Consider the following 24,902-nt stretch of genomic DNA (forward strand, 5'->3'; position numbering starts at 1 on the left):
CTCGATGATCCAGCTTATCGTCCTTCTTCCGCTCATTGCGGCTGTCATCGCGGGTCTTGGCAATAAGGCACTGGGCAAGCTGCCTGCGAAGATCATCACTACGGGCGCGCTGTTCGTCAGCTGCGCGCTTAGCTGGCCGATCTTTATCGCCTTCCTGACCGGGCATGCGGAGCCTTATGTGGCACCGGCCTTCACCTGGATTCAGTCGGGCAGTTTTGATGCTCAATGGGCACTGCGCGTCGATGCGATGACGGCGGTCATGCTGGTCGTGATCACCAGCGTGTCGAGCCTCGTCCACCTCTATAGCTGGGGCTATATGGAGGAGGAGCCGGATCAGCCGCGCTTCTTCGCCTATCTCTCGCTCTTCACCTTCGCGATGCTGATGCTCGTGACGGCCAACAATCTGTTGCAGATGTTCTTTGGCTGGGAAGGCGTGGGCCTTGCCTCCTATTTGCTGATTGGCTTCTGGTTCCGTAAACCGAGCGCGAACGCGGCCGCGATCAAGGCGTTCGTCGTTAACCGCGTCGGCGACCTTGGCTTCATGCTGGGCATTTTCGGCACCTATCTGGTGTTCAACACCATATCGATCCCGGAAATCCTGGAAGCGGCACCATCCATGGCCGGTTCGACCATCGGGTTCCTTGGTTATCGCTTTGATACCATGACCGTGCTTTGCCTGCTGCTGTTCATCGGCGCGATGGGGAAGTCGGCGCAGCTTGGCCTCCACACCTGGCTGCCGGATGCGATGGAAGGTCCGACGCCGGTGTCGGCGCTGATCCACGCGGCGACGATGGTGACCGCAGGCGTGTTCATGGTGTGCCGTCTGTCGCCGATGTTCGAGGTGTCGCCGACGGCGCTGGGTTTCGTGACCTTCATCGGCGCGGCGACCTGCCTGTTCGCGGCGACCGTTGGCACGGTGCAGAACGACATCAAGCGCGTCATCGCCTATTCGACCTGTTCGCAGCTCGGCTACATGTTCTTCGCGGCGGGTGTCGGCGCATACGGTGCGGCGATGTTCCACCTGTTCACGCACGCCTTCTTCAAGGCACTGCTGTTCCTGGGCGCAGGCTCGGTCATCCATGCGATGCACCATGAACAGGACATGCGTTACTATGGCGGCCTGCGGAAGGAGATCCCGATCACCTTCTGGACGATGACGCTGGGTACGCTGGCGATCACGGGCGTGGGCATTCCGTTGTTGGGCTACGGTTTTGCGGGCTTCTATTCGAAGGATGCGATCCTGGAATCGGCCTTCGCGGCGGGCGGCAGTGGCGTGGGCGCGTTCCTTGTCGGCACCTTTGCGGCGCTGCTGACGAGTTTCTACAGCTGGCGGCTGGTGTTCCTCACCTTCTTTGGCAAGCCGCGCTGGGCCGCGTCGGAGCATATCCAGCACGCCGTTCATGGCCATCATGAGACGCCGGACGAAGAAACCGCGCATGATGGCCACGGCCGTCATGACGAGCAGGGGCATGAGTTGACGGGAACGGCGGGTTATCATCCGCATGAAAGCCCCTGGGTCATGCTGCTGCCGCTGGTGTTGCTGAGCCTGGGCGCGGTGTTCGCCGGGTTCATCTTCCACGATCAGTTCATCGGGGCTGAGGGCGGCGTCGAGTTCTGGAAGGGGGCGCTGGCCTTCGACAGCCATCTGATGCACGCGGCGCATGAAGTGCCTGTGTGGGTCAAGTTCGCGCCGTTCACGGTGATGCTGACCGGCTTTGTCGTAGCCTGGTTGAGCTACATCAAGAACACCGACTGGCCGCGCCGTTTCGTTGCCGAATTTGGCGTGCTGTACCAGTTCCTGCTCAACAAATGGTATTTTGACGAGCTGTACCATTTCCTGTTCGTCAAGCCTGCCTTCGCCATCGGGCGCTTCTTCTGGAAGTTCGGTGACGTCGGCTTCATCGACCGCTTCGGCCCCAATGGGCTCGCCGCGCTGGTCGTGCAGGGCAATAAAGTCACCCGTCGGCTTCAGTCCGGCTACCTCTATACCTACGCGCTGGTGATGCTGATCGGCCTCGCCGCGGCCGCAACATGGGCGATGACACGATAATGGACGGTTTCCCCATCCTTTCCATGATGATGGCAGTGCCGATGGCGGGGGCCATCGCCTGTCTCTATGCGGGCGCGAACTCGGCGCGCTGGATCGCGCTGCTGGCGACGCTGGTCGATCTTGCGCTTGGCATCCTGCTCTGGGCGAATTTCGACCACTCGGGCAGCGCGGCGCAATGGCAGTTCCAGGAATATGCGCCGATCTTCGGCCGCTTTGCCTGGGCGCTGGGCATCGACGGCATCGCGCTGGTGCTCATCATGCTGACCGTGTTCCTGATGCCGATCTGCATCGGGGCAAGCTGGGAAGCGATCCAGAAGCGTGTCGGCGAATATATGGCGGCCTTCCTGTTCATGGAGGTGCTGATGATCGGCGTCTTCACGGCGCAGGATCTCTACCTCTTCTACGTGATGTTCGAAGCCGGCCTGATCCCGATGTACCTCATCATCGGCATTTGGGGCGGCGCTGACCGCATCTACGCGTCCTACAAATTCTTCCTCTACACGTTGCTCGGATCGGTGCTGATGCTGATCGCGATGATGTGGATGGTGCATGAAGCAGGCACCACCGACATCCCGACGCTGATGGCCTATAATTTCGATCCGCATGTGCAGGTCTGGCTGTTCCTGGCCTTTTTTGCGAGCTTTGCGGTCAAGATGCCAATGTGGCCGGTTCACACCTGGCTGCCTGACGCGCACGTTCAGGCGCCGACCGCTGGCTCGGTCATTCTGGCGGGCGTGCTGCTAAAGATGGGTGGCTACGGCTTCATCCGCTTCTCGCTGCCCATGTTCCCGGAAGCTTCGGCGCAGCTGGCGTGGCTGGTATGGGGTCTGTCGATGGTGGCGGTGGTTTATACCAGCCTCGTCGCGCTGGTGCAGACCGACATGAAGAAGCTGATCGCCTATTCCTCGGTCGCGCATATGGCGATCGTGACGGTCGGCCTGTTCGCGTTCAACCAGGCGGGGATCGAAGGCGCGATGATGGTCATGCTGGGCCATGGGCTGGTTTCGGGCGCGCTTTTCCTGTGCGTCGGCGTCATCTATGACCGTCTGCATACGCGCGAGATTTCGCGCTATGGCGGCCTTAGCATCAATATGCCGAAATATGCGGTGCTGTTCCTGCTGTTCACCATGGCGTCGGTCGGCCTGCCGGGTACGAGCAACTTCGTGGGTGAGTTTCTCGCGCTGATGGGCATCTATCAGGCTTCGAGCTGGGTCGCGTTGGTTTGCACGACAGGCATCATTCTGGGCGCGGCCTATATGCTCTATCTCTACCGCCGCATCGCCTATGGCGAGCAGAAGAATGCCGATGCTGCTGCGATGCCGGATCTGTCGATGCGGGAGATGTGGCTGCTGGCGCCGATCGCTTCTGCCGTCCTGTGGATGGGTATCTATCCCGAAAGCTTCCTGGCGCCGATGCGGTCTGACATTCGTGCGCTGGAAGCCCGCATTGCCTCCGCGGCTCCGGCGGGCGATTCCAGGATCAAGATGGGTCCGGCTGTCCCACCGGCGGCGGCTCATCAGGGCGAAGACCATAGCGCAATGTCCCATGAAAAAGCGTCGGGGGAGGCGCACTGATGATTGATTCCGCTTCCCTTCTTGCCGTTCTGCCGGAGCTTGTCCTTACGGCGGGTGGGCTGGTCCTCCTGCTGATTGCCGCTTTTGGCGGTGACGGGACTGCGCGCGCCGTCAACTGGCTGTCGGTGCTGACGCTGCTCGTTGCGGGTTTGGTTCTGCCGGTTTCCCTGGCGCATGGGCCACTCGCCTTTGACGGGCTGGTGCGTGCCGATGCGTTTTCGGTTTTCGCCAAGGCACTTATTTATGGTTCGGCGGGTGCCGCAATCTTGTTGGCGCCGCGCTACTTCCTCGTCGATGGCGCGTTGCGGCCGGAATATCCCGTCCTGATCCTGTTCAGCAGCATCGGCATGGGCATGATGGTGTCGGCAGGTGATCTGCTGACCCTCTATGTCGGGTTGGAGATGCAGAGCCTGGCCGCCTATGTGCTGGCGAGCTTCATGCGTCAGGATGAGCGGTCCTCTGAGGCCGGCCTTAAATATTTCGTGCTCGGGTCGCTCGCGAGCGGCATCCTGCTCTACGGCACGGCGCTGCTTTATGGCTTTACCGGCAGCACCAGCTTTGACGGCATCGCCGTTGCGTTGGGCGATGGCGTGGGCAAGGGCGAGCTGTTCGGCATGGTGTTCCTGCTGGCCGGTCTTGCCTTCAAGATGAGCGCTGTGCCGTTCCATATGTGGACGCCCGACGTTTACGAAGGGGCGCCGACGCCGGTTACGACCTTCTTCGGCAGCGCGCCCAAGGTTGCGGCGATGGCTTTGACCGTGCGTGTCGCGATCGAGGCGCTGGGTCCGGCTGGCCTCGACTGGCAACAGATCGTTATCTTCGTGGCGCTGGCTTCGATCATCTTCGGCGCGGTGGCGGCCATCGGCCAGACCAACATCAAGCGTCTGATGGCCTATTCGTCGATCAACAATGTCGGCTTCGCGCTGATCGGTCTTGCTGCTGCTACTCCTGCGGGCGTGGCGGCGACGATGAGCTATATGGCGATCTATGTCGTGATGACGATCGGTGGCTTTGCCTGCGTCTTGCAGATGCGGGACGCCGAAGGACGTCCGGTGGAGAGCATTGCGAGCCTTGCGGGTCTGTCGCAGTCGCGTAAGGGCTTGGCCGCCGCGCTGGCGATCTTCATGTTCTCCATGGCCGGTATCCCGCCGCTGTTCGGTTTCTGGGCGAAGTTCCTGGTGTTTGATGCGGCGGTGGCTGCGGGGCTGACCGCGCTGGCGGCGTTCGGCATCGCGGCTTCGGTGATTGGCGCATTCTATTATCTGAAGATCATCAAGACGATGTATTTCGACGAACCTGCCGCAGCTTATGAAGCGCAGGGCGGGGCGGTCGAGAATATCATCCTGACTGCTTGCGCGGCTGTGATCGTCGTCGGATATCTGTTGAACCCCGTGCTGGACAAGGCAAGCGCGGCGGCTGCGGCTTCGCTATTCTGAGCGATATTCGCTTCGTCGAAGAGACCGGCTCTACCAACGCCGACATGCTGGCGTTGGCGGAGCAGGGCGTGGCGGAAGGGACATGGCTGCGCGCGGGGCGGCAAATCGGTGGTCGAGGCCGCATGGGCCGGACCTGGGAAAGTCCCGTAGGCAATCTCTATTGTTCCACGCTGGTCCGGCTGCGGGTGGGCGATCCGCCTGCCCATCTGCTGGCTCTGGTCGCGGCCAACGCGGTCCATGCGCTGGTGGCCCCTTTGTGCGAGGGGCAAGCGCGGATCAAATGGCCCAATGATGTTCTGGTCGATGGCGCGAAGATCGCGGGTATCCTGCTTGAGCGGGCGGGTGACGCCATCGTGATCGGAATCGGCATCAATGTGGTGGGCCATCCGGTCGGGCTGGACCGGCCCGTCACGAGCCTTGCAGCGCAGGGGGCCGCAGATGCAGAAGCTGGCGCGCTTCTGGAGAGATTGGCCGAATTATTCGGGCATTGGCTGGCGATTTGGCGCGCGCAAGGGCTGGAGCCGGTGCGGGCGCACTGGTTGCTGAACGCGCATCCCAGCGGCACGGCAATGCGCGTCGTGCAGCCTGATGGCGAGATCGTCGAGGGCAGCTTCGATACGCTTGACCAGCAAGGGATGCTGATCCTCCGCTTGGCGAATGGCGATACCCGTGCCATTCATGCGGGCGACATCCTTCTCATCTGATATCCGGGGACGGGCCATGCTTCTCGCGATCGACGCGGGCAATACCAATGTGGTTTTCGCACTGCTTGACGGGCGGGAGATTCGCGCGCGTTGGCGGATCGCGACCGACCCGCGCCGGACGGCGGATGAATATGCCGTGTGGCTGAACCAGTTGCTGATGCTGGAAGGCTATGCCCTTGCGGATGTCGATGCAGTCATCATCGCCACCGTTGTTCCACGCGCGCTGCATAATCTTCAGGTGCTGGCGGAGAAATATTTCAAGACGGCCGCGCTGGTCGCGGGGCAAGCGCCGGTCGAATGGGGCATTGAGCTGGACGTTGCGGAGCCCACTTCCGTGGGTGCCGACCGGGTTGTAAACGCCATTGCCGCCCACCATTTGTACGAAGGCGATTTGATCGTCATCGATTTTGGAACCGCGACCACCTTCGACGTCATCGATTATCAAGGGACGTACAAGGGGGGCATCATTGCGCCGGGGATCAACCTGTCGCTTGATGCATTGGTCGCGGCCGCTGCCAAGCTTCCAAAGATTGCCATTGCGCCGCCAGAGAACCGTTCGGTTATCGGTCGCACAACGGAAGCGCAGATGCATATCGGCGTTTTCTGGGGCTATGTCGCGATGATGGAAGGGCTGGTTGCCCGAACGCGGGCGGAGATTGGCCGCCCGGCGAAAGTGATTTCGACAGGCGGCCTGGCCGTCCTGTTTGATGAGAATAGTGAAATTTTCGATGCGATCGCACCGGACCTGACCATTCTGGGTCTCGCGCTGTTGCACGAACGGAGTTTGAAGAACTGATGATACCTAAAGACGAGCTGCTCTTCCTGGCCTTGGGCGGGTCGGGAGAGATTGGCATGAACGTCAATCTATATGGTTGCCAGGGCAAGTGGGTGATGGTCGATCTTGGCCTGACCTTCGCCGACCCGGCTTATCCTGGCGTTGAACTTGTGCTGCCGGACCTGTCTTTCATTGAGGAGCGGCGCGAGGACCTGCTCGGCATCGTGCTCACCCATGGGCATGAGGATCATATCGGTGCGATTCCCTATCTGGCCGCTGACCTTGGCGTGCCGCTCTATGCGACGCCGTTTACGGCGGGCCTCATCAGGCTGAAGCTGGAGGAAGAGGGGCTGACCAAAGAGGTCAAGCTGAATGTCATCGACAATGAAGGCAGCTTCGCGCTGGGGCCGTTCGGGTTCCGTTACGTGCCGCTGGCTCATTCGATCCCCGAGGGCAATGCCGTGCTGATCGACACGCCTTACGGACGTGTTTTCCACACGGGCGACTGGAAGATCGATGAGAAGCCATTGCTGGGCCAGCCTTCGACCCCCGAGGAGCTGACCGCGATCGGTGATGAGGGGGTGCTGGCGCTTGTTTGCGACAGTACGAATGTATTCAATTCCGAGGCGAGCGGCTCCGAAGCTGATGTGCGCGAAGGGCTGATGCAGACGATCACCGGCGCGAAGGGGCGGGTGCTGGTGACTACTTTCGCCTCCAACGCGGCGCGTTTGCAGACGCTCGGCGAAGTGGCGAATGCGGTCGGACGCAAGCTGTGCGTGGCCGGGCGATCGCTGGACCGGATCATCTCGACCGCTAAGGCAGCAGGATATCTCAAGGACTTCCCGCCGACGGTCGATTGGGATGACGCGATGGCGCTGCCCCGCAACGAGGTGATGATCATCGCCACGGGCGGGCAGGGTGAAGCGCGTGCGGCCTTGTCTCGCGTTGCTTTCGACAGTCATCCGATCAAGCTGGACACCGGGGATCTGGTGGTTTTCTCGTCCAAGCAGATACCGGGTAACGAGATCGCGATTGGGCGTATCCAGAATGCTTTGGCGACCAAGGGCGTGCTGATGGTGACGGATCGCCAGGCCGAGGTCCATGTTTCGGGCCACCCGGGGCGGCCCGAACTTGAGGCGATGTACCGTTGGGTAAGGCCGCAGATATTGCTGCCCGTCCATGGCGAGCGGCGGCACATGGCGGAGCAGGCGCGGCTTGGTCTGGCAAGTGGCGTCCCCAGCGCCATCGTGCAGTCCAATGGCGATATGTTGCGATTGGCTCCCAATGGTCCCGAGATCATCGGGCATGAGGCCACGGGGCGGCTCGTTCTGGATGGCGACGTAATCCTGCCAGCAGACGGATCAACGATGAACGAGCGCCGCAAGATCGCCCTGCACGGGCAGATCAGCGTGGCGGTCGCGCTGGACCGCAAAGGCAAGGTAGTGGGCGAGCCCGCACTGCGTACTCAAGGCGTGCCGGTGGAAGAGGATAAGGCAGCTTTCCTGGCAGAAGCCGCGGAGGAAGCGGCGGAATCCGTGGGCAAGGGGTCTCAGGAAGAGGAAGCGTTGCGCGAGCGTGTGCGGCTGGCAGTGCGGCGGACGGCCACGCGCTGGACGGGCAAGAAGCCGGTGGTGGACGTTCTGCTCATTCGCGCCTAAAGGCTCCGCATCATGAACTGGTACGCAATCCTGGCTATTTATGTGCTGTTCTGGGTGATCAGCGCGTTCATCGTTCTGCCTTTCGGCATCCGGACGCCCGACGAAACGGGTGAGGTGATGCTGAAAGGTCAGGCTGACAGCGCGCCCAGCAACTTCCGGCCCGGCGTCGTTGCGTTACGTGCGACGGTCCTGTCGGCGATGTTGTTCGGGTTATATTATGCCAATTATGTCGAGGGCTGGGTCACGCTGGAGCGGCTGACGCATCCTTCATGATGGCCGTGGGATGATGTTCGCTCCGGGGCGGTTGCGGGCTTAGACAAGCTCGGCCCGGACACGGACTGAGCTTGTACTGATAGCTGATTGGTTCAGTGCAGGCCGACCGCCGGTATAGCGCTGTCCATCGACAACATCATGATGATCAGTTCGGACCGGGACTTGATGCCGAGCTTCTGAAAGATGCTGTGCAGGTGCACCTTGACCGTTCCTTCGGTCAGGCCGCACCGTGCGGCGATTTCGCGATTGCGCAGGCCGGCCCGGATAAATCCGGCGATCTCCATTTCCCTGTCGGTCAGGCTGGAAAGCGCGTTGTTGTCGTTGGGCGGGGCCGAGATGCTGTGCACAAGCGCCTGTTCCATCACTGCGGGGGCAATGCTTTTGTTGCCGCCCAGAACCTGCGTGATGCAGGATAGCAGTTCATTGGGATCGCTATCCTTCAACACCACTCCATCCACGCCCAGCTTAATCGCCTCCAGCGTCTGATCAGGGCGGATGTGGACCGTCATGAAGATAACAGGAACATTGCTGCCGCTGTCGCGGATGGCAGACAGGATCGCGAGGCCGCCACCGTCCTTCATGCTCACATCCAGGATCAGCAAGTCCGGCTGATCATCCTGAAGGCGCGAGATGGCTTCACTGACAGAACGGGCGCAGAAGACGACGTCATGCCCGTGCGAGCTCAGAAACTGCGCCATGCCATCCAGGAAGATGGGGTGGTCGTCGACTATCGCAATCTGAGCCATCATATTGGGGACCTCGGCAAGGATGAAGGTAATCTAATCGAAATTAATGAATTCATGCTTAAGTTGTGGAAATAGGCGGTGCCGCCGATCTTGCCCAACCGCTTCATGATGGACTGCGATTGCAATTCGAAGTCGCCGGTATAGCTTTGCTGCTCGATCCCCCGGTCGCCCGGGTTGTCCTTGAGCGCGATCATTATCTCGTCGTCGGCCTGAGCAAGTGAGACGGTAATATGCTGGGCGGCAGCGTGCTTTACGGCGTTGGCGGTAGCCTCCCGGAGAAGGAACTCCACTTCCGCGGCCGTTTCGGACGTGACCATCATGGGATGGTCTACCGGGTTCAGCCGACACTCAATTCCCCATTGCAGGGCAATGAAGCGGCAGCAGCTTTCGACATCGCGGACCAGATCGACATCGTCCGGGCTGGTCCCGGTCACATTGAGCAGGCGACGCAGATGAGCCTGTTCGGCGGTGACAAGTTCTTCCATCGCATGGAGTTCGGCCAGGTGATGCGGGGCATCTATAGCGGCAAGCCCATGTTGCGCGGTCACAAGGCGGACACGAAGGGCGGCAAGGGTCTGAAGAACGCTGTCGTGCAGATCGCGGCTGAGCGCAAGACGTGCTTCGGCAAAGGTTCGATCGCGCCAGGCGAGCAGGAAAAAATGCCGTTCAAGGAAGAGTTCCAACCCCTCCTGGATACGCAGTGCGCGGAGCAGGGCGGCGGGCGACCAGCCATGGCGGGTGCCGACGAAAATGCGGCCGCGCAGCTCACCGGCCTGCACCTGAAAGCTCAAACCCTGACCTGCGCCCAGCAGGTCGGATATCGCTTCCGTCAGGTGAGAAGCCTTTTCATTGCGCGTGATGCCGAGGCGGTTGCGCAGCAACAGGCGGCTCGATTGACCGGAATAGAGAAAGGGCGCTTCCGGCGGTGCGAGGCCCAGCAATGTTTCCAGTTGCGGCTGCGGGACGCAGATCGCATTGACCCCTTCGGCATTGATCAGCTCGCAATGGATCGGGCCATCGTCCATCTGCCAGACGAGAGCGCAATAGCGGGCCGCCATCAGTTCCGATACCTGCTCCACCACGAAGCGCGGAAGAGATTTTTGGAAAGACAGCCCGACGGCCTGCAGTCGTTCCGACCAATCGATCAGCCGCCTTTCCAGGATCGACATGCTGAGCATCGCCGCGGCGATGGTGCAGCCGATGATCACCGTGATCCCATCGATCGCCCGGTCCACCTCTGCCATATGGCGTTCGGCGGCCCAGCTTTCGTAGGAACCCCGCGCCAGGAAAGCGAGAACCAGGCAAAGGGCGAGGACGATGATCGAGCCACGGCCAAAGCGCTCCGACGCCGACCAGGCAACGAAAAACAGGCAGGCGAGCGCTGCGATCTGCAACGGCTGGCATAGGGCGATCACCGTGAGGAAGATGATCGCGTCGAGGATCAGTGACAGAGGGCGGACCAGCAAGCCAAGCGGCGGCGCCAGCACATGCTGCACAATGCCGAACAGGGTCCAGAGCCAGACGCCACCCTGCAAAACTGTGATGGTGCGGGCGAAGTCCGGTTCGTTGTTGAACATCGCGCCGATCTGCCACGTGGCGGCCACGGCAAAGGCGACGCGGGATACGGCAAAACCCAGCGTCGGCGATCGACCCAACCAGAGCACCAGGCGGTCCATCGCGGAAGATGACGCCTTGGGCATATTCAACATGGTGGCTTGTCCCCCGACTCCCACACCGATGTTTCACCACAGGCGGGCAACAGAAACAACCTATATCGACCCGACACTGGTGCGTCCCCAGCAGTGGCGCGCAGGGCTCTGCACGGTTAAGGATCACGCATGGCCGTGCTGATCACTTCTGCCCTGGTTTGCGGGGTCCGTTCTCATGGCGAACATGGAGCCATTGCGCGCCTTCTGACGCCAGACCATGGACTGCTGGCGGGCTATGTGCGTGGAGGCCGATCCCGCGCCTTGCGTCCGGTGCTGCTGCCTGGGAATAGCGTAAAGGCGGAATTACGTGCCCGCACTGAAGAGCAGCTTGCCGGGCTGACGGTCGAAATGGAGCATAGCCGCGCACCTTTGCTTTCCGAGCCCTTGCCTGCTGCGGCTATCGATTGGGTCTGCGCGCTGACGGCGGCGGCTCTGCCGGAAGGGACGCCATATCCGACCCTCTATCAGGCCTTGGATGGCGTGCTGGGCGCGATCGACGCGGCGCCCGCCGCGCGGGGATGGGCGGCGGCTCTGGTGCGCTACGAATTGTTGTTGCTCGCGGAACTTGGCTTTGGCCTCGATTTTGGTCGGTGCGCAGCGACAGGTGGCGCCGAAGATCTGGCCTTTGTCAGCCCGCGCAGCGCAGCGGCGGTCAGCAGGACGGGGGCTGCGGGATATGAGAGCCGGTTGCTGCCGCTGCCGCCTTTTCTGCTGGAGGGAGGCAGCGGCGACTGGCCCGGCATATTGGACGGATTACGGCTGACCGGCTTTTTTCTGGAACGGTCGGTGCTGACCGATTGGAGGGCCGACACGCTGGCCGCGCGGGAAAGGCTCGTCGACAGGTTGAAAAGAGCGGTTGCGTGAGGCGCGGCGGCTTCATAAGGGGCGGCCACGACATTGAAGGAGTTTTCGCGCCATGTTGATCGCCCTGTTCCCCGGAGATGGTATCGGCCCAGAGATCATTGCGCAGGCACGGCGCGTGCTCGATGCTTTGGCGATTGACGGCCTGACCTATGAGGAAGGGCTGGTTGGCGGGGCTGCCTATAAGGCTGTGGGGCATCCTCTGCCGCCCGAGACGCTGGATATAGCCCGCCGCGCGGACGCCATCCTGTTTGGCGCAGTCGGTGATCCCGATTGCGACTCGCTGGAGCGGCATTTGCGGCCTGAGCAGGCGATCCTTGGGCTGCGCAAGGCACTGGGGCTGTTTTCCAACCTGCGTCCTGCGAAGGTCTTTCCGGAGCTGGCGGACGCGTCTGCCCTGAAGAAGGAGGTGGCGAGCGCCATCGACCTGCTGATCGTGCGCGAGACCAATGGCGACGTCTATTTTGGTGAAAAGGGCATGCGCAAGACGGCCGAAGGGCTGCGCGAAGGCTATGACGTCATGTCCTATAATGAAGAGGAGGTGCGCAAGATCGCGCATCAGGGCTTCCAGGCTGCGCGTGCCCGCCGGGGCAAGCTCTGCTCGGTGGACAAGGCCAATGTTCTGGAAACCAGCCAGCTGTGGCGCGACGTGATGATCGAGGTTTCGGCCGAATATCCCGACGTTGCTCTGTCCCACATGTATGTGGACAATGCCGCGATGCAGCTGGTGCGCGATCCGGGCCAGTTCGACGTGATCGTTACTGGCAACATGTTCGGCGATATCCTGTCGGATCAGGCGAGCATGTGCGTCGGATCGATCGGCATGCTGGCCTCGGCTACCCTCAACGACAGCAAGCAGGGGCTGTATGAGCCGATCCATGGGTCCGCCCCCGACATCGCCGGGCAGGGCAAGGCCAATCCGCTGGCAACGGTCCTGTCGGCGGGGATGATGCTGCGCTACTCGCTGGGCATGCCGGAACAGGCTGACCGGATCGAGGCTGCAGTTGCCAAGGCGCTTGCCAACGGCGCGCGCAGCCCTGACCTTGGCGGAAGCATGACTACGGTCGAGATGGGCGACGCGGTATTGGCGGCTCTCAAGTAAGGAAGAAGCGATGAAGCGCAGGAGCGGGCAGGACCCGGCGATCACCAAGAACTGGCGGCCTGCCACGCTTGCGGTGCGGGGCGGCAGCGCGCGCAGCGAGTGGGGCGAAACGTCCGAGGCACTGTTTCTGACCAGCGGCTATTGCTACGACCGCGCCGAAGACGCGGCAGCGCGCTTCGCTGGTGAGCAGCAGGGCATGACATACAGCCGCCTGCAGAACCCGACGGTCGAGATGCTGGAAAAGCGCATTGCGCTGCTGGAAGGCGCCGAAGCGTGCCGTGCGACCGCAACCGGCATGGCGGCGATGACCGCGGCGCTGCTGTGTCAGTTGTCGGCGGGCGACCATGTGGTTGCTGGCAAGGCGCTGTTTGGGTCATGCCGCTGGCTGACGGACACGCTGCTGCCAAAGTTCGGGATCGAGACGACGACCGTCGATGCGACAGACAATGCTGCCTGGGAAGCAGCTGTGCGGCCCAACACGAAGGTGTTCTTCTTCGAGACGCCGGCCAACCCCACGATGGATGTCGTGGACCTGGAGGCGGTGTGCGCCATCGCCAAGAAGCACGGGATCACGAGCGTCGTCGACAATGCCTTTGCGACGCCAGCCCTTCAACGACCGATGGAATTCGGGGCGGATGTGGTCGCCTATAGCGCGACCAAGATGATGGACGGGCAGGGCCGTGTCCTGGCCGGTGCGATCTGTGGCACCGAGGATTTCATCATCAACACATTGCTGCCGTTCCACCGCAATACGGGGCCGACGCTGAGCGCGTTCAACGCCTGGGTGGTGCTCAAAGGGTTGGAGACGCTGGATCTGCGCATCCGCCGCCAGAGCGAGAACGCCCTCAAGGTAGCGAAGTTTCTGGAGGGCCGGGTGGCGAAGGTCCTTTATCCGGGGCTGGAAAGCCATCCGCAATATGCTCTGGCTGCAAAGCAGATGGAGATGGCAGGGCCTATCTTCTCGCTTTATGTCGGCGGTGGACGGAAAGAGGCCCATGGCCTGCTTAATGGGCTGGAACTGGTCGATATCAGCAATAATATCGGGGACTCCCGGTCGCTGATGACCCATCCTGCTTCGACGACGCATTTCGGCATGGCCGAAGAGGCGCGGCTGGAAGTCGGCATCACCGAGGATATGCTGCGGCTGAATGTCGGCCTTGAAGATGCGGATGATGTGATCGAGGATCTTGATCGCGCTCTCAAGTCGATAGGCCGTTGACGAAAGCAGGGGGAAAGGCGCATTTCTTTTAACGTGAACGCGCTATTTCCCTTTCATGCGACCACACGTGATATCAACGTGCATGTTGCTGTTACGTTCCTGCCGGAACAGTCAGAGCCTGACCGGGGGCGCTGGTTTTGGGCCTACCATATCCGTATCGAAAATAGCGGGGATCAGCCCGTGCAGCTGCTGACGCGCCATTGGGTGATCACTGATGGGCGTGGCGCGCAGCATCGTGTGGACGGTGATGGCGTCGTGGGCGAGCAGCCTGTGGTGCAGCCGGGGAAAAGCTATGACTATGTTTCGGGCTGCCCCCTCAACACGCCGACAGGATCGATGCGCGGGCATTATCATATGATCGGCGCCAGCGGGGAGACGTTCGACATCGCTATCCCTCATTTCGCGCTCGTAGCCCCGGCGGTTGCCGAATGAAGCGTACGCATTTGCCGTTGAACGGTCTGCGCGTGCTGGATGCGGCCGCGCGGCACCTTTCCTTTACCCGGGCGGCCGATGAGCTGGCGGTGACCCCGGCGGCGGTTGGCCAGCAGATCCGGGCGCTGGAGGATTTGCTGGGCGTTGTCTTGTTCCGCCGGACGCCCAAGGGTCTGGAACTGACCCCGGAAACCGAAGCGGGCCTTGAAGCCTTGCGCGCGGGCTTTCTGGAGTTTGAAGAAGCCGTGCGAGCGATGCAGGCGGGACAATCCAGTTCTTCGCTGACTATCGCCGCGCCGCGAGACGTCACGGCCAAATGGCTGCAACCGCGCCTCGCCAGCTATGCGGCGAGCCAGCCCGATCTCAAATTCGCTCTGGTGGCAGCGGACGAGACGCTGGATTTCACGGAGGCCAATCTGGACCTTGCCTTGCGGCTGGCCGACGGGCCGGGCGAACATGAAGGGGTGAAGCTGGGCGAGGCGAGTTTCGTCACTGTCGAAGCGGCTGGTGGAAGTCCGGCGCATCGCGTCGATTGGCCGGGCTGTCCCACGGCAAGCGAACCGGCGGCGATCCGGGTTGCTGACGCCGGGCTTGCCATTGAAGCCGCGATCAACGGCTTTGGACGAGCAACCGTGCCGCTGCTGCTCGCACAGGCCGATATCGAGGCGGGCAGGGTGCGGCAAGTTGGGGAGCCGGAGGCGTCTACGCTGGCCTATTGGTTGATCGCGCCGCTGCCCCAATGGCGGCAGAAGAAGGTGAAGGCGCTGGTCGAGGCGCTTCTCTCCTGAACCGAGGCATACGCTTCCGCCATTTTGCTGGTGCGAGGCCGTCGTGCGCATCGAGGAGTAGGCGGATGACCTTTCGCGGCTTCAACCATAGCGGACGAGCATGTGCGCTGCTGCTGCTTTCCCTGGCGTCTCCCGCATGGGGGCAAGCGCCCTATGTTGCCGATGTTACCGAGGCGCGAGAGAAGCAATGGCGATCATTGGTGGCGGAAGCTCAGACCGCTTACACAGGCGGACGATTATCAGAAGGCACAGAACCCGCGCGCAAGGCGCTGGCGCTGGCTGACGAACTGTTCGGACCGGATGATCCGCGCACGTTGATTTCCGCAAATGATCTGGCTCTATTGCTGGAAGGAATAGGCAATCATCGCGAGGCTGAACAACTGCTCCGCCGAGTATTCGACAGCTATTTGCGCACGCGGGGCGAAGATGACCCCAATTGCCAGATGGCGCTGGAAAACCTGATCGATTTCTATCTGGCGCGCAAACGGATGGATGCGGCTGGGCCGTTGGTGGGCTATGCATTGGATCTCTTTCGCCGGACAACAGGCACCGCCAGCGAGCGCACGCAGCGCATGGAAAAAATAGCGGCGCAAATGCCCAAACCCGATCCAGTTATTCCGGTGAACTGACGATCGCGTTTCCGCCTCCATTCGCCACTATATCGATGATTATAGCCCTTAGGGTGAATTGCTAAACCATCCGCCGCTGCTATCCCCACTCCACCATCGGACGGCGACGTTCATTTTCTCCCAATATCTGGTCAGTGCGTGCATTGGCGTGAGTTTGGGGACTGGGCGTTGGCACCGGACATAATTCCGTTGGGTCGCAAAAATGAGCGGGCGGCTGGCCGAAGGGCTGGCCGTCCGCTTATCGTTTCAGAGATGTTCGTGGTCACCCGGAGATCTGTAGCTCCATAGCTTCAGCGATACCTCCCGAGTCGTTGCCGGGCAGCACTCCGATCATTAGGCTGCATTAAATGCAGGGTATAAAACCAATGATATAATGTATGTGGAATACCTATATCTCAAGTAATAGAGCATAGGTTATTTTTCGGCCGCTATCGTATTTAAATGGTTAACAAAAGTTGATTTTTGGTGACTCTATTTATCCCCGCCTAATATGATCGTTTATCGGGTCAGAACTATAAGACGATAGGATTAATCCGGGGCGGGGAGGGCTGATAAAGCCTTGCCAACGGAAGATCGCAGACAATGGGCAATAGCTGATCCGCTAATGCCATGAGTCGATGAAGATGGAATTTCTCAATGCATGCGCGTTGAGGAAGCGGTCTTCTGCGCACTTCTTTGAACCGTCCCATGACGACAGGTGGGATGGAAAGATGGATTTCGAGCGCGAATGGAATGTCGATGCCGCCGCTGACCGTCAGCAAGCGCATGACCCGGTGTTGGATGCACTCGCTGCTCGGGTGAAGGGGCACCATATCCAGCCAGGCACAATGCGCACAGCGGCCGCTGGCCCGGATGGCGTTGTCGTCCTTCCTGCCGGAACCGACATCAATCAAATAGAGGTCGATGGCCGCAACCTGATCGTCACGTTGCCGGACGGCACTCAGATGGTGATCCTGGACGGCGCGGTCGTAATGCCGCACATCATTGTCGGCGACGTGGAAATTCCTTCGGTCAACCTTGCGGCGCTGTTGATCGGCGAGGAACCGCAGCCCGCTGCTGGTCCGGCTCGCAGCTCTGGCGGCAATTTCCTGGCAGCTGAGGGGGACGTCGGAAATCCTCACGGCCTGGGCGATCTGCTCCCACCGACCGAATTGGCCTTTACGCAGCCTGAACAGCGGGAAATCCTCCCCATCGCGCCGGAAGAAGATCATGTGCCTGAACTGGAGGTCCCCACCTCCGGCCCTGGCACTGTCGTGGACGAGTCCGGCCTCGGCACGGTAAACCGTCCCGGCGGATCTCCTGGTTCGAACGAACCGGCCCCGGTCGAGACGACCGCCGGTACCATCACCTATGTTGCGGTTGATACACCCGCGACGATCAGCATCAACGGCCAGGTCGTCACTGGACCGGGGCAAACGATAGTCGGCGCTCACGGTACGCTGACGATTACCAGTGTTGCTCCAGGTGCGATCGAATACAGCTATACATTAGCCGACAATACTTCGGGCGATACTGTGACCGACAATTTCACGGTAACGGTTACCGATGCTGACGGGGACAGCGTCACCAAGGCGCTGGTGGTCAACGTCATCGATGACGTGCCTACCGCGCACGATGACCTGGCTCACCAGGGTGCAGAAGGTGCGCCGGTCGTCATCAACGCATTTACCAATGACGTGTTCGGCGCAGATGGGGTCGATATCGACAATAATCCCGCCGTGCGCGTGACGATTGTGAGCGGTCCAGCAGAAGGAGCGGTGGCATACGACCCCGCGACCGGGCTGTTCACCTTCACTCCGGCGGCTGGGCAGGAAGGCACGGCAACCTTTGTCTACCAGATTCAGGATGGCGATGGCGATACCTCCCAGGCGACAGTCACTGTCACCCTGGAGCCCGATTCTACGCCGACCGTGGAGGTTCAGGCTGGGTCAGACACGCAGGTCGATGAGTCTGCGCTCAATCCCAATGGCTCCAATGCGGAATCCACGGCGGAGACCGCCGCTGGAACGCTGATTGTTACGACCGGAAACGACACGGTCGGCTCGCTGGTCATCAATAATGTGGATGTGACCAATGGCGGGACCGTCCAGGGCAGCTTCGGCACCCTGACCGTCACCGGATCCCCGGCATCGGGATACAGCTATAGCTATACGTTGGAAACGGCGACATCGGGCGACAACACGAAGGATAGCTTCGCCGTCGCCGTCACCGATAGTGATGGAGACACCGCAGGCACGACGCTGACTATCGGTATCGTGGATGACCAGCCGCACGCCATTGATGATGTCGGCAATGTTGTCGTCGAAGATGCTGCCACCAACAGCCTGTCGGGCAATGTGCTGAGCAACGATGTGTCTGGCGCGGATACGCCCAAGAGCTTTGTTGCCTGGGGCGCGGATGCAGCGGTGGTGGCGCAGCTCAATAGCTACGGCACGCTGGTGCAGAATAGCGATGGCAGCTGGAGCTATGTGCTGGACAACAGCCGGGCGGCGACGCAGGCGCTGGGCAGCGGGTTCAGCCAGGACTTCACGCTTCATTACACGATGCAGGATGCGGACGGCGACCAGTCGCCCGCGACCCTGACGATCACGGTGAAGGGCGCGGATGACAGCGCGAGCGTGGTGACGGCGGCAGCGACGGGTCCGGACGCGACCGTCTATGAGGCGGGCCTGCCGAGCGGCACGGCGCATGACGGCAGCCATGTGACCAGCGGCAGCTTCACGGTGAGCGCGACCGACGGGATCGCGAGCATCACGGTGGGTGGCACGAGCTTCACCCTGGCGCAGATGCAGGCGTTCGGCACGACCAATGGCGTTGTGAACACGGGCGAGGGGACGCTGCTGCTGACCGGCTACAATGCCGCGACCGGGGCGGTGAGCTACAGCTACACGCTGCTCGCGACGATCGACAATGACAGCAAGGCGGGCGCGACCCTCACCGAGTTTGACGACAGCGTCACGGTGAGCGTGACCGGCATCAGCGGCACCAGCGGCAGCGATACGCTGATCGTGCGGATCGTCGATGATGCGCCGCATGCGGTCAATGATGCGGGCGGCACGCTGACCGAGGATGTGGCGGGTAGCCTGTCGGGCAATGTGCTGACCAACGATGTGTCGGGTGCGGACACGCCCAAGAGCTTTGTTGCCTGGGGCGCGGACGCGGCGGTGGTGGCGCAGCTCAACAGCTACGGCACGCTGGTGCAGAATAGCGATGGCAGCTGGAGCTATGTGCTGGACAACAGCCGGGCGGCGACGCAGGCGCTGGGCAGCGGGTTCAGCCAGGACTTTACGCTCCACTATACGATGCAGGATGCGGACGGCGACCAGTCGCCCGCGACCCTGACGATCACGGTCAAGGGTGCAGACGACAGCGCGAGCGTGGTGACAGCGGCAGCGACGGGTCCGGACGCGACCGTCTATGAGGCGGGCCTGCCGAGCGGCACGGCGCATGACGGCAGCCATGTGACCAGCGGCAGCTTCACGGTGAGCGCGACCGACGGGATCGCGAGCATCACGGTGGGTGGCACGAGCTTCACCCTGGCGCAGATGCAGGCGTTCGGCACGACCAATGGCGTTGTGAACACGGGCGAGGGGACGCTGCTGCTGACCGGCTACAATGCCGCGACGGGAGCGGTGAGCTACAGCTACACGCTGCTCGCGACGATCGACAATGACAGCAAGGCGGGCGCGACCCTCACCGAGTTTGACGACAGCGTCACGGTGAGCGTGACCGGCATCAGCGGCACCAGCGGCAGCGATACGCTGATCGTGCGGATCGTCGATGATGCGCCGCATGCGGTCAATGATGCGGGCGGCACGCTGACCGAGGATGTGGCGGGTAGCCTGTCGGGCAATGTGCTGACCAACGATGTGTCGGGTGCGGACACGCCCAAGAGCTTTGTTGCCTGGGGCGCGGACGCGGCGGTGGTGGCGCAGCTCAACAGCTACGGCACGCTGGTGCAGAATAGCGATGGCAGCTGGAGCTATGTGCTGGACAACAGCCGGGCGGCGACGCAGGCGCTGGGCAGCGGGTTCAGCCAGGACTTTACGCTCCACTATACGATGCAGGATGCGGACGGCGACCAGTCGCCCGCGACCCTGACGATCACGGTCAAGGGTGCAGACGACAGCGCGAGCGTGGTGACAGCGGCAGCGACGGGTCCGGACGCGACCGTCTATGAGGCGGGCCTGCCGAGCGGCACGGCGCATGACGGCAGCCATGTGACCAGCGGCAGCTTCACGGTGAGCGCGACCGACGGGATCGCGAGCATCACGGTGGGTGGCACGAGCTTCACCCTGGCGCAGATGCAGGCGTTCGGCACGACCAATGGCGTTGTGAACACGGGCGAGGGGACGCTGCTGCTGACCGGCTACAATGCCGCGACGGGAGCGGTGAGCTACAGCTACACGCTGCTCGCGACGATCGACAATGACAGCAAGACGGGCGCGACCCTCACCGAGTTTGACGACAGCGTCACGGTGAGCGTGACCGGCATCAGCGGCACCAGCGGCAGCGATACGCTGATCGTGCGGATCGTCGATGATGCGCCGCATGCGGTCAATGATGCGGGCGGCACGCTGACCGAGGATGTGGCGGGTAGCCTGTCGGGCAATGTGCTGACCAACGATGTGTCGGGTGCGGACACGCCCAAGAGCTTTGTTGCCTGGGGCGCGGATGCAGCGGTGGTGGCGCAGCTCAATAGCTACGGCACGCTGGTGCAGAATAGCGATGGCAGCTGGAGCTATGTGCTGGACAACAGCCGGGCGGCGACGCAGGCGCTGGGCAGCGGGTTCAGCCAGGACTTCACGCTCCATTATACGATGCAGGATGCGGACGGCGACCAGTCGCCCGCGACCCTGACGATCACGGTGAAGGGTGCAGACGACAGCGCGAGCGTGGTGACGGCGGCAGCGACGGGTCCGGACGCGACCGTCTATGAGGCGGGCCTGCCGAGCGGCACGGCGCATGACGGCAGCCATGTGACCAGCGGCAGCTTCACGGTGAGCGCGACCGACGGGATCGCGAGCATCACGGTGGGTGGCACGAGCTTCACCCTGGCGCAGATGCAGGCGTTCGGCACGACCAATGGCGTTGTGAACACGGGCGAGGGGACGCTGCTGCTGACCGGCTACAATGCCGCGACGGGAGCGGTGAGCTACAGCTACACGCTGCTCGCGACGATCGACAATGACAGCAAGGCGGGCGCGACCCTCACCGAGTTTGACGACAGCGTCACGGTGAGCGTGACCGGCATCAGCGGCACCAGCGGCAGCGATACGCTGATCGTGCGGATCGTCGATGATGCGCCGCATGCGGTCAATGATGCGGGCGGCACGCTGACCGAGGATGTGGCGGGTAGCCTGTCGGGCAATGTGCTGACCAACGATGTGTCGGGTGCGGACACGCCCAAGAGCTTTGTTGCCTGGGGCGCGGACGCGGCGGTGGTGGCGCAGCTCAATAGCTACGGCACGCTGGTGCAGAATAGCGATGGCAGCTGGAGCTATGTGCTGGACAACAGCCGGGCGGCGACGCAGGCGCTGGGCAGCGGGTTCAGCCAAGACTTCACGCTCCATTATACGATGCAGGATGCGGACGGCGACCAGTCGCCCGCGACCCTGACGATCACGGTGAAGGGTGCAGACGACAGCGCGAGCGTGGTGACGGCGGCAGCGACGGGTCCGGACGCGACCGTCTATGAGGCGGGCCTGCCGAGCGGCACGGCGCATGACGGCAGCCATGTGACCAGCGGCAGCTTCACGGTGAGCGCGACCGACGGGATCGCGAGCATCACGGTGGGTGGCACGAGCTTCACCCTGGCGCAGATGCAGGCGTTCGGCACGACCAATGGCGTTGTGAACACGGGCGAGGGGACGCTGCTGCTGACCGGCTACAATGCCGCGACGGGAGCGGTGAGCTACAGCTACACGCTGCTCGCGACGATCGACAATGACAGCAAGACGGGCGCGACCCTCACCGAGTTTGACGACAGCGTCACGGTGAGCGTGACCGGCATCAGCGGCACCAGCGGCAGCGACACGCTGATCGTGCGGATCGTCGATGATGCGCCGCATGCGGTCAATGATGCGGACAGTGTAACGGAAGGTCTTGGCAACAAGGCCGACGGCAATGTGTTCACCGGGGTTGGCGGCACGGACGCTAACTCGACCGACGGCACGGCGGACACGATCGGCGCAGACGGCGCGGCGCCTGGCGGTGCGGTCACGGGGGCTCGGGTGGGCACCGAAGCTGGTGGCGGTGCGCTGACGGGGGTGAGTGCTGCGGGTACGACGATCAGCGGCACCTATGGCGATCTGCTGATCAAGTCGGATGGCAGCTACACCTACACGCTCAAGACCGCGTCGATCCCGGCGGGGGTGACGAGCGAGACCTTCACCTATCAGATCAAGGATGGGGACGGCGACACCGACCTGGCCCAGCTGGTGATCAGCCTGAACCAGGATGGCCGCGTGCCCGATGTGACGGGCGACACGAGCACGGTCTATGAGGATGGTCTGGCCGACGGTTTGCAGCATGGCGCGGCCAGCGAGACCGACACGACTGGCCAGTTCACGGTCAATGCCAATGGCGAGAGCTACACGCTGACGCTTGATGGCGATGCCAATCCGATGACGATCACGGCGGTGGGCGATCAGGTGGTGACCAGCAAGGGCGTGCTGACGATCACCTCGATCTCGGCACCGGACGTGAACGGCGTCGTGACCTATGGCTACAGCTATACGCTGGATCATGCGCTGACGCACAGCGGCCAGGGCGAGATCAACCCGCTGACCGACACGATCAGCATGACGGTGACTGACGCCACCGGCGACAGCGATGCGACGCCTGGATCGATCGTCGTCTCTATCGTGGATGATGTTCCGACATTGTCTTCCGTCACAGATTTGTCGGTGGCGAATTCCATTCACACCTATAGCGGGAATGACATCAACTTCACCTATGGCGCTGATGAGGCGGGCAGCATCACGCTCACTCATCTGACTGACATAACGGGAATTGTTTACACGGGCGATGGCACCGGAACGGTGACAGCCAGCGTCAATGGCACTCCCTATTTCACGGTATCCGTTGATCAGGTGACAGGCGATTATACTGTGGACGTGCTGACTACACGACCAGTGATCGATACGCCGCTCAGCTTCAGTAACATCGCGCCTGGCAATTACACGACGGTTACCTTGCCAGGCGGGCAGGTGTTCGACGGCGTTTCCTACGGCAGCGGGACGACGACGGCCCAAGCCTTCACCAACGATGGATCGACGATCAATCCGTCAGGCAACGGCTTTGGCGTCGCGAACAACCTCGTCAATGACAATGAAGGCTTCCTGTTCAGTAATCCCGACTCTTCGTCCCTGAGCTTCGACGTCAATTTCCAGCCGAACACATCGACGGTGACTGTGAGCTGGGCGACCTATGCGGGCGGCACGCCGACAGCTGGCTCGGTGCCACTTCAAACCGGCACTTTCCTCGTTACGAAGGACGCTGACGGGATCACCCATGTCGATATCGATCCGACACTCGATTTCGATCACATGGTTGTCCGTTTTGATTACAGCGAGAGCGGCAATCCGGCGGCGCGCGTTGAAAATTTCAGCGTAACGCAGCAAGTCATTCCTGACGATCGGGTGCTCCAGTTCGCGGTCACGGTGAAGGACGCAGATGGTGACATTGTCACCAGCACGACGCCCACCACCACGATCGATGTTACCTTCCAAGGCGGAGCGCCGGTTCCGCCGGTCGCGATCGACCTCGACGGTGACGGTCTGGAATTTGTCGATCGTTCGCTGGGTGTCACCCACGATTATGGCAGCGGTGCGGTCAGCACGGCCTGGGTCTCTTCCGACGACGGCCTGCTCGCTCATGCGACGGGCGGTTCTTACGACATCGTCTTCGCCGACGATGCGCCGGGGGCGAAGAGCGATTTGGAAGGTCTGCGCCTTGCCTATGACGGCAATGGCGATGGCGTGTTCGACGCCCATGATGCCGCTTATTCCGAATTCGGCGTCTGGCAGGATCTGAACAGCAACGGTGTGGTCGATGGCGGCGAGTTCAAGTCGCTGGCCGACATGGGCATCGCATCGATCAAGCTGACCTCTGATGGCCAGAGCTATCAGGCGGCGGGCGGCGACGTGACGGTGCTGGGTGAAGCGACCTTCACTCGTACTGACGGCACGACGGGCACTGTCGGTGACGTGGTGTTCGCCACCTCCAAGGATGTCGACCTCGCCAAGACGGAAAGCACGACCAGCGGCTTCAACCAGGCGCTGATAGCGGCGAGCCTGGTGGCGGTGGCCGGTGCTGCCGAAACGGTGGAGCAGGCGCCTGCTCCGGTCGTTGCGCAGGCCGAGACGACAGTGGATACCGCACCGGCGGCTACAACCAGCACGGCGCCTGAGCCTGCCAACGAAGGTGACGCCAGCACATCGGTGTCGAGCGAAAGCCAGGATAGCCATGCTGCGGATCAGCCGGTCGAACGGGCGAGCCATAGCGGCAGCGACGATGCGGCTCCAGATCATGCGACGCTTTCGGGCGGCGATGATGCACCGGTTCATGCCGCCAATGATGATGGCCAGGCGCAGCCCGCGCTGGACGATCATCAGGGCTTGCTCGCCCAGGCGGTTAATCTCCCGGTCTTCGACGGCAATGCGGCGGCGCTCGTTGCGGCGCATGAGGCGGCTCCGAATGCGCAAGCAGCACAGGTGGTCGCCGAAGCTTTGGGCCATGCAGGGGTGCCAAACATCGATGCGTTGCTGGCCGCATTGCCGGGGGGCGAGCATGCGCCAGTGCTGCTCAATCCGGTTGCGGGCGACGCCGGCGATGCAGGCCATCTGATGGCGATGGCGGCCAGTGTCTTCGATGCGGCGATGGTCGCGCATGAAGCGATGGCGGTCGCTCACGGGTGATCGCCATGGTTCGGATTTCTCGCGG

The 24,902-nt window shown here is 62.1% G+C and carries 16 protein-coding genes; 14 read left to right on the forward strand and 2 right to left on the reverse strand.

Annotated elements, in window-relative coordinates; translation table 11 throughout:
• Positions 1–4: 4 nt before the first annotated feature.
• Genes nuoL through IZV00_RS03215 form a run of 7 tightly spaced genes read left to right on the forward strand, consistent with a single transcriptional unit; the run spans position 5 to position 8,470 of the window.
• Entirely contained in the window at positions 5–2,050 is a 2,046-nt protein-coding gene (gene nuoL / locus IZV00_RS03185) for an NADH-quinone oxidoreductase subunit L (protein ID WP_196225738.1), read from the forward strand.
• The gene (locus tag IZV00_RS03190) at positions 2,050–3,624 is read left to right on the forward strand and encodes an NADH-quinone oxidoreductase subunit M (RefSeq protein WP_196226485.1); all 1,575 of its coding nucleotides are present in this window, start codon (positions 2,050–2,052) and stop codon (positions 3,622–3,624) included. The genes nuoL and IZV00_RS03190 overlap by 1 nt, the downstream gene beginning before the upstream one ends.
• Complete coding sequence (nuoN, locus tag IZV00_RS03195; RefSeq protein WP_196225739.1) at positions 3,624–5,060, forward strand: NADH-quinone oxidoreductase subunit NuoN; 1,437 nt, start codon at positions 3,624–3,626, stop codon at positions 5,058–5,060. Before IZV00_RS03190 ends, nuoN begins: the two co-directional genes overlap by 1 nt.
• Before the next feature lie 44 nt (positions 5,061–5,104).
• The gene (locus IZV00_RS03200) at positions 5,105–5,764 is read left to right on the forward strand and encodes a biotin--[acetyl-CoA-carboxylase] ligase (protein WP_196225740.1); all 660 of its coding nucleotides are present in this window, start codon (positions 5,105–5,107) and stop codon (positions 5,762–5,764) included.
• A 16-nt stretch (positions 5,765–5,780) separates the two neighbouring features.
• Positions 5,781–6,560, forward strand: coding sequence for a type III pantothenate kinase (locus IZV00_RS03205; RefSeq protein ID WP_196226486.1), 780 nt, complete (start codon positions 5,781–5,783; stop codon positions 6,558–6,560).
• Entirely contained in the window at positions 6,560–8,197 is a 1,638-nt protein-coding gene (locus IZV00_RS03210; protein WP_196225741.1) for a ribonuclease J, read from the forward strand. Before IZV00_RS03205 ends, IZV00_RS03210 begins: the two co-directional genes overlap by 1 nt.
• A 12-nt stretch (positions 8,198–8,209) precedes the next feature.
• Positions 8,210–8,470, forward strand: a complete 261-nt coding sequence (locus tag IZV00_RS03215; protein ID WP_196225742.1) for a DUF1467 family protein — start codon at positions 8,210–8,212, stop codon at positions 8,468–8,470.
• A 92-nt stretch (positions 8,471–8,562) separates the two neighbouring features.
• Here the strand turns inward: IZV00_RS03215 and IZV00_RS03220 are convergent, their stop codons facing one another.
• Both IZV00_RS03220 and IZV00_RS03225 read right to left on the reverse strand, forming a co-directional pair.
• Positions 8,563–9,219: a response regulator gene (locus tag IZV00_RS03220; protein WP_196225743.1), complete on the reverse strand. Its 657-nt coding sequence runs from the start codon at positions 9,217–9,219 to the stop codon at positions 8,563–8,565.
• A complete protein-coding gene (locus tag IZV00_RS03225; protein WP_196225744.1) occupies positions 9,216–10,925 on the reverse strand; it encodes a sensor histidine kinase in 1,710 nt (569 codons plus the stop codon). The genes IZV00_RS03220 and IZV00_RS03225 overlap by 4 nt, the downstream gene beginning before the upstream one ends.
• A gap of 129 nt (positions 10,926–11,054) precedes the next feature.
• Between IZV00_RS03225 and recO the strand changes: the two genes are divergently transcribed.
• The 7 genes from recO (at position 11,055) to IZV00_RS03260 (ending at position 24,877) form a co-directional block, all read left to right on the forward strand.
• A complete protein-coding gene (recO, locus tag IZV00_RS03230) occupies positions 11,055–11,789 on the forward strand; it encodes a DNA repair protein RecO (RefSeq protein ID WP_196225745.1) in 735 nt (244 codons plus the stop codon).
• Positions 11,790–11,841: 52 nt separating this feature from the next.
• Complete coding sequence (gene leuB / locus IZV00_RS03235) at positions 11,842–12,888, forward strand: 3-isopropylmalate dehydrogenase (protein WP_196225746.1); 1,047 nt, start codon at positions 11,842–11,844, stop codon at positions 12,886–12,888.
• A 10-nt stretch (positions 12,889–12,898) separates the two neighbouring features.
• Positions 12,899–14,107: an O-succinylhomoserine sulfhydrylase gene (metZ, locus tag IZV00_RS03240; protein WP_196225747.1), complete on the forward strand. Its 1,209-nt coding sequence runs from the start codon at positions 12,899–12,901 to the stop codon at positions 14,105–14,107.
• 33 nt (positions 14,108–14,140) lie between these two features.
• Positions 14,141–14,539, forward strand: coding sequence for a Co2+/Mg2+ efflux protein ApaG (apaG, locus tag IZV00_RS03245; RefSeq protein ID WP_196225748.1), 399 nt, complete (start codon positions 14,141–14,143; stop codon positions 14,537–14,539).
• Entirely contained in the window at positions 14,536–15,327 is a 792-nt protein-coding gene (locus IZV00_RS03250; RefSeq protein WP_196225749.1) for a LysR family transcriptional regulator, read from the forward strand. The genes apaG and IZV00_RS03250 overlap by 4 nt, the downstream gene beginning before the upstream one ends.
• A 65-nt stretch (positions 15,328–15,392) precedes the next feature.
• Positions 15,393–15,956, forward strand: a complete 564-nt coding sequence (locus IZV00_RS03255; protein ID WP_196225750.1) for a tetratricopeptide repeat protein — start codon at positions 15,393–15,395, stop codon at positions 15,954–15,956.
• A gap of 710 nt (positions 15,957–16,666) precedes the next feature.
• Positions 16,667–24,877 carry a VCBS domain-containing protein gene (locus IZV00_RS03260; RefSeq protein WP_196225751.1) on the forward strand — a complete coding sequence of 2,737 codons (8,211 nt, stop codon included), beginning with the start codon at positions 16,667–16,669 and terminating at the stop codon, positions 24,875–24,877.
• Positions 24,878–24,902 lie beyond the last annotated feature (25 nt).

The sequence above is a fragment of the Sphingobium sp. Cam5-1 genome, assembly GCF_015693305.1.
Taxonomy (GTDB): Bacteria; Pseudomonadota; Alphaproteobacteria; order Sphingomonadales; family Sphingomonadaceae; genus Sphingobium.

Coding starts and splice junctions, on each gene's coding strand:
- nuoL (WP_196225738.1), top strand. CDS start 5: ATGATCCAGCTTATCGTCCTTCTTCCGCTCATTGCGGCTGTCATCGCG.
- IZV00_RS03190 (WP_196226485.1), top strand. CDS start 2,050: ATGGACGGTTTCCCCATCCTTTCCATGATGATGGCAGTGCCGATGGCG.
- nuoN (WP_196225739.1), top strand. CDS start 3,624: ATGATTGATTCCGCTTCCCTTCTTGCCGTTCTGCCGGAGCTTGTCCTT.
- IZV00_RS03200 (WP_196225740.1), top strand. CDS start 5,105: ATGCTGGCGTTGGCGGAGCAGGGCGTGGCGGAAGGGACATGGCTGCGC.
- IZV00_RS03205 (WP_196226486.1), top strand. CDS start 5,781: ATGCTTCTCGCGATCGACGCGGGCAATACCAATGTGGTTTTCGCACTG.
- IZV00_RS03210 (WP_196225741.1), top strand. CDS start 6,560: ATGATACCTAAAGACGAGCTGCTCTTCCTGGCCTTGGGCGGGTCGGGA.
- IZV00_RS03215 (WP_196225742.1), top strand. CDS start 8,210: ATGAACTGGTACGCAATCCTGGCTATTTATGTGCTGTTCTGGGTGATC.
- IZV00_RS03220 (WP_196225743.1), bottom strand. CDS start 9,219: ATGATGGCTCAGATTGCGATAGTCGACGACCACCCCATCTTCCTGGAT.
- IZV00_RS03225 (WP_196225744.1), bottom strand. CDS start 10,925: ATGTTGAATATGCCCAAGGCGTCATCTTCCGCGATGGACCGCCTGGTG.
- recO (WP_196225745.1), top strand. CDS start 11,055: ATGGCCGTGCTGATCACTTCTGCCCTGGTTTGCGGGGTCCGTTCTCAT.
- leuB (WP_196225746.1), top strand. CDS start 11,842: ATGTTGATCGCCCTGTTCCCCGGAGATGGTATCGGCCCAGAGATCATT.
- metZ (WP_196225747.1), top strand. CDS start 12,899: ATGAAGCGCAGGAGCGGGCAGGACCCGGCGATCACCAAGAACTGGCGG.
- IZV00_RS03250 (WP_196225749.1), top strand. CDS start 14,536: ATGAAGCGTACGCATTTGCCGTTGAACGGTCTGCGCGTGCTGGATGCG.
- IZV00_RS03255 (WP_196225750.1), top strand. CDS start 15,393: ATGACCTTTCGCGGCTTCAACCATAGCGGACGAGCATGTGCGCTGCTG.
- IZV00_RS03260 (WP_196225751.1), top strand. CDS start 16,667: ATGGATTTCGAGCGCGAATGGAATGTCGATGCCGCCGCTGACCGTCAG.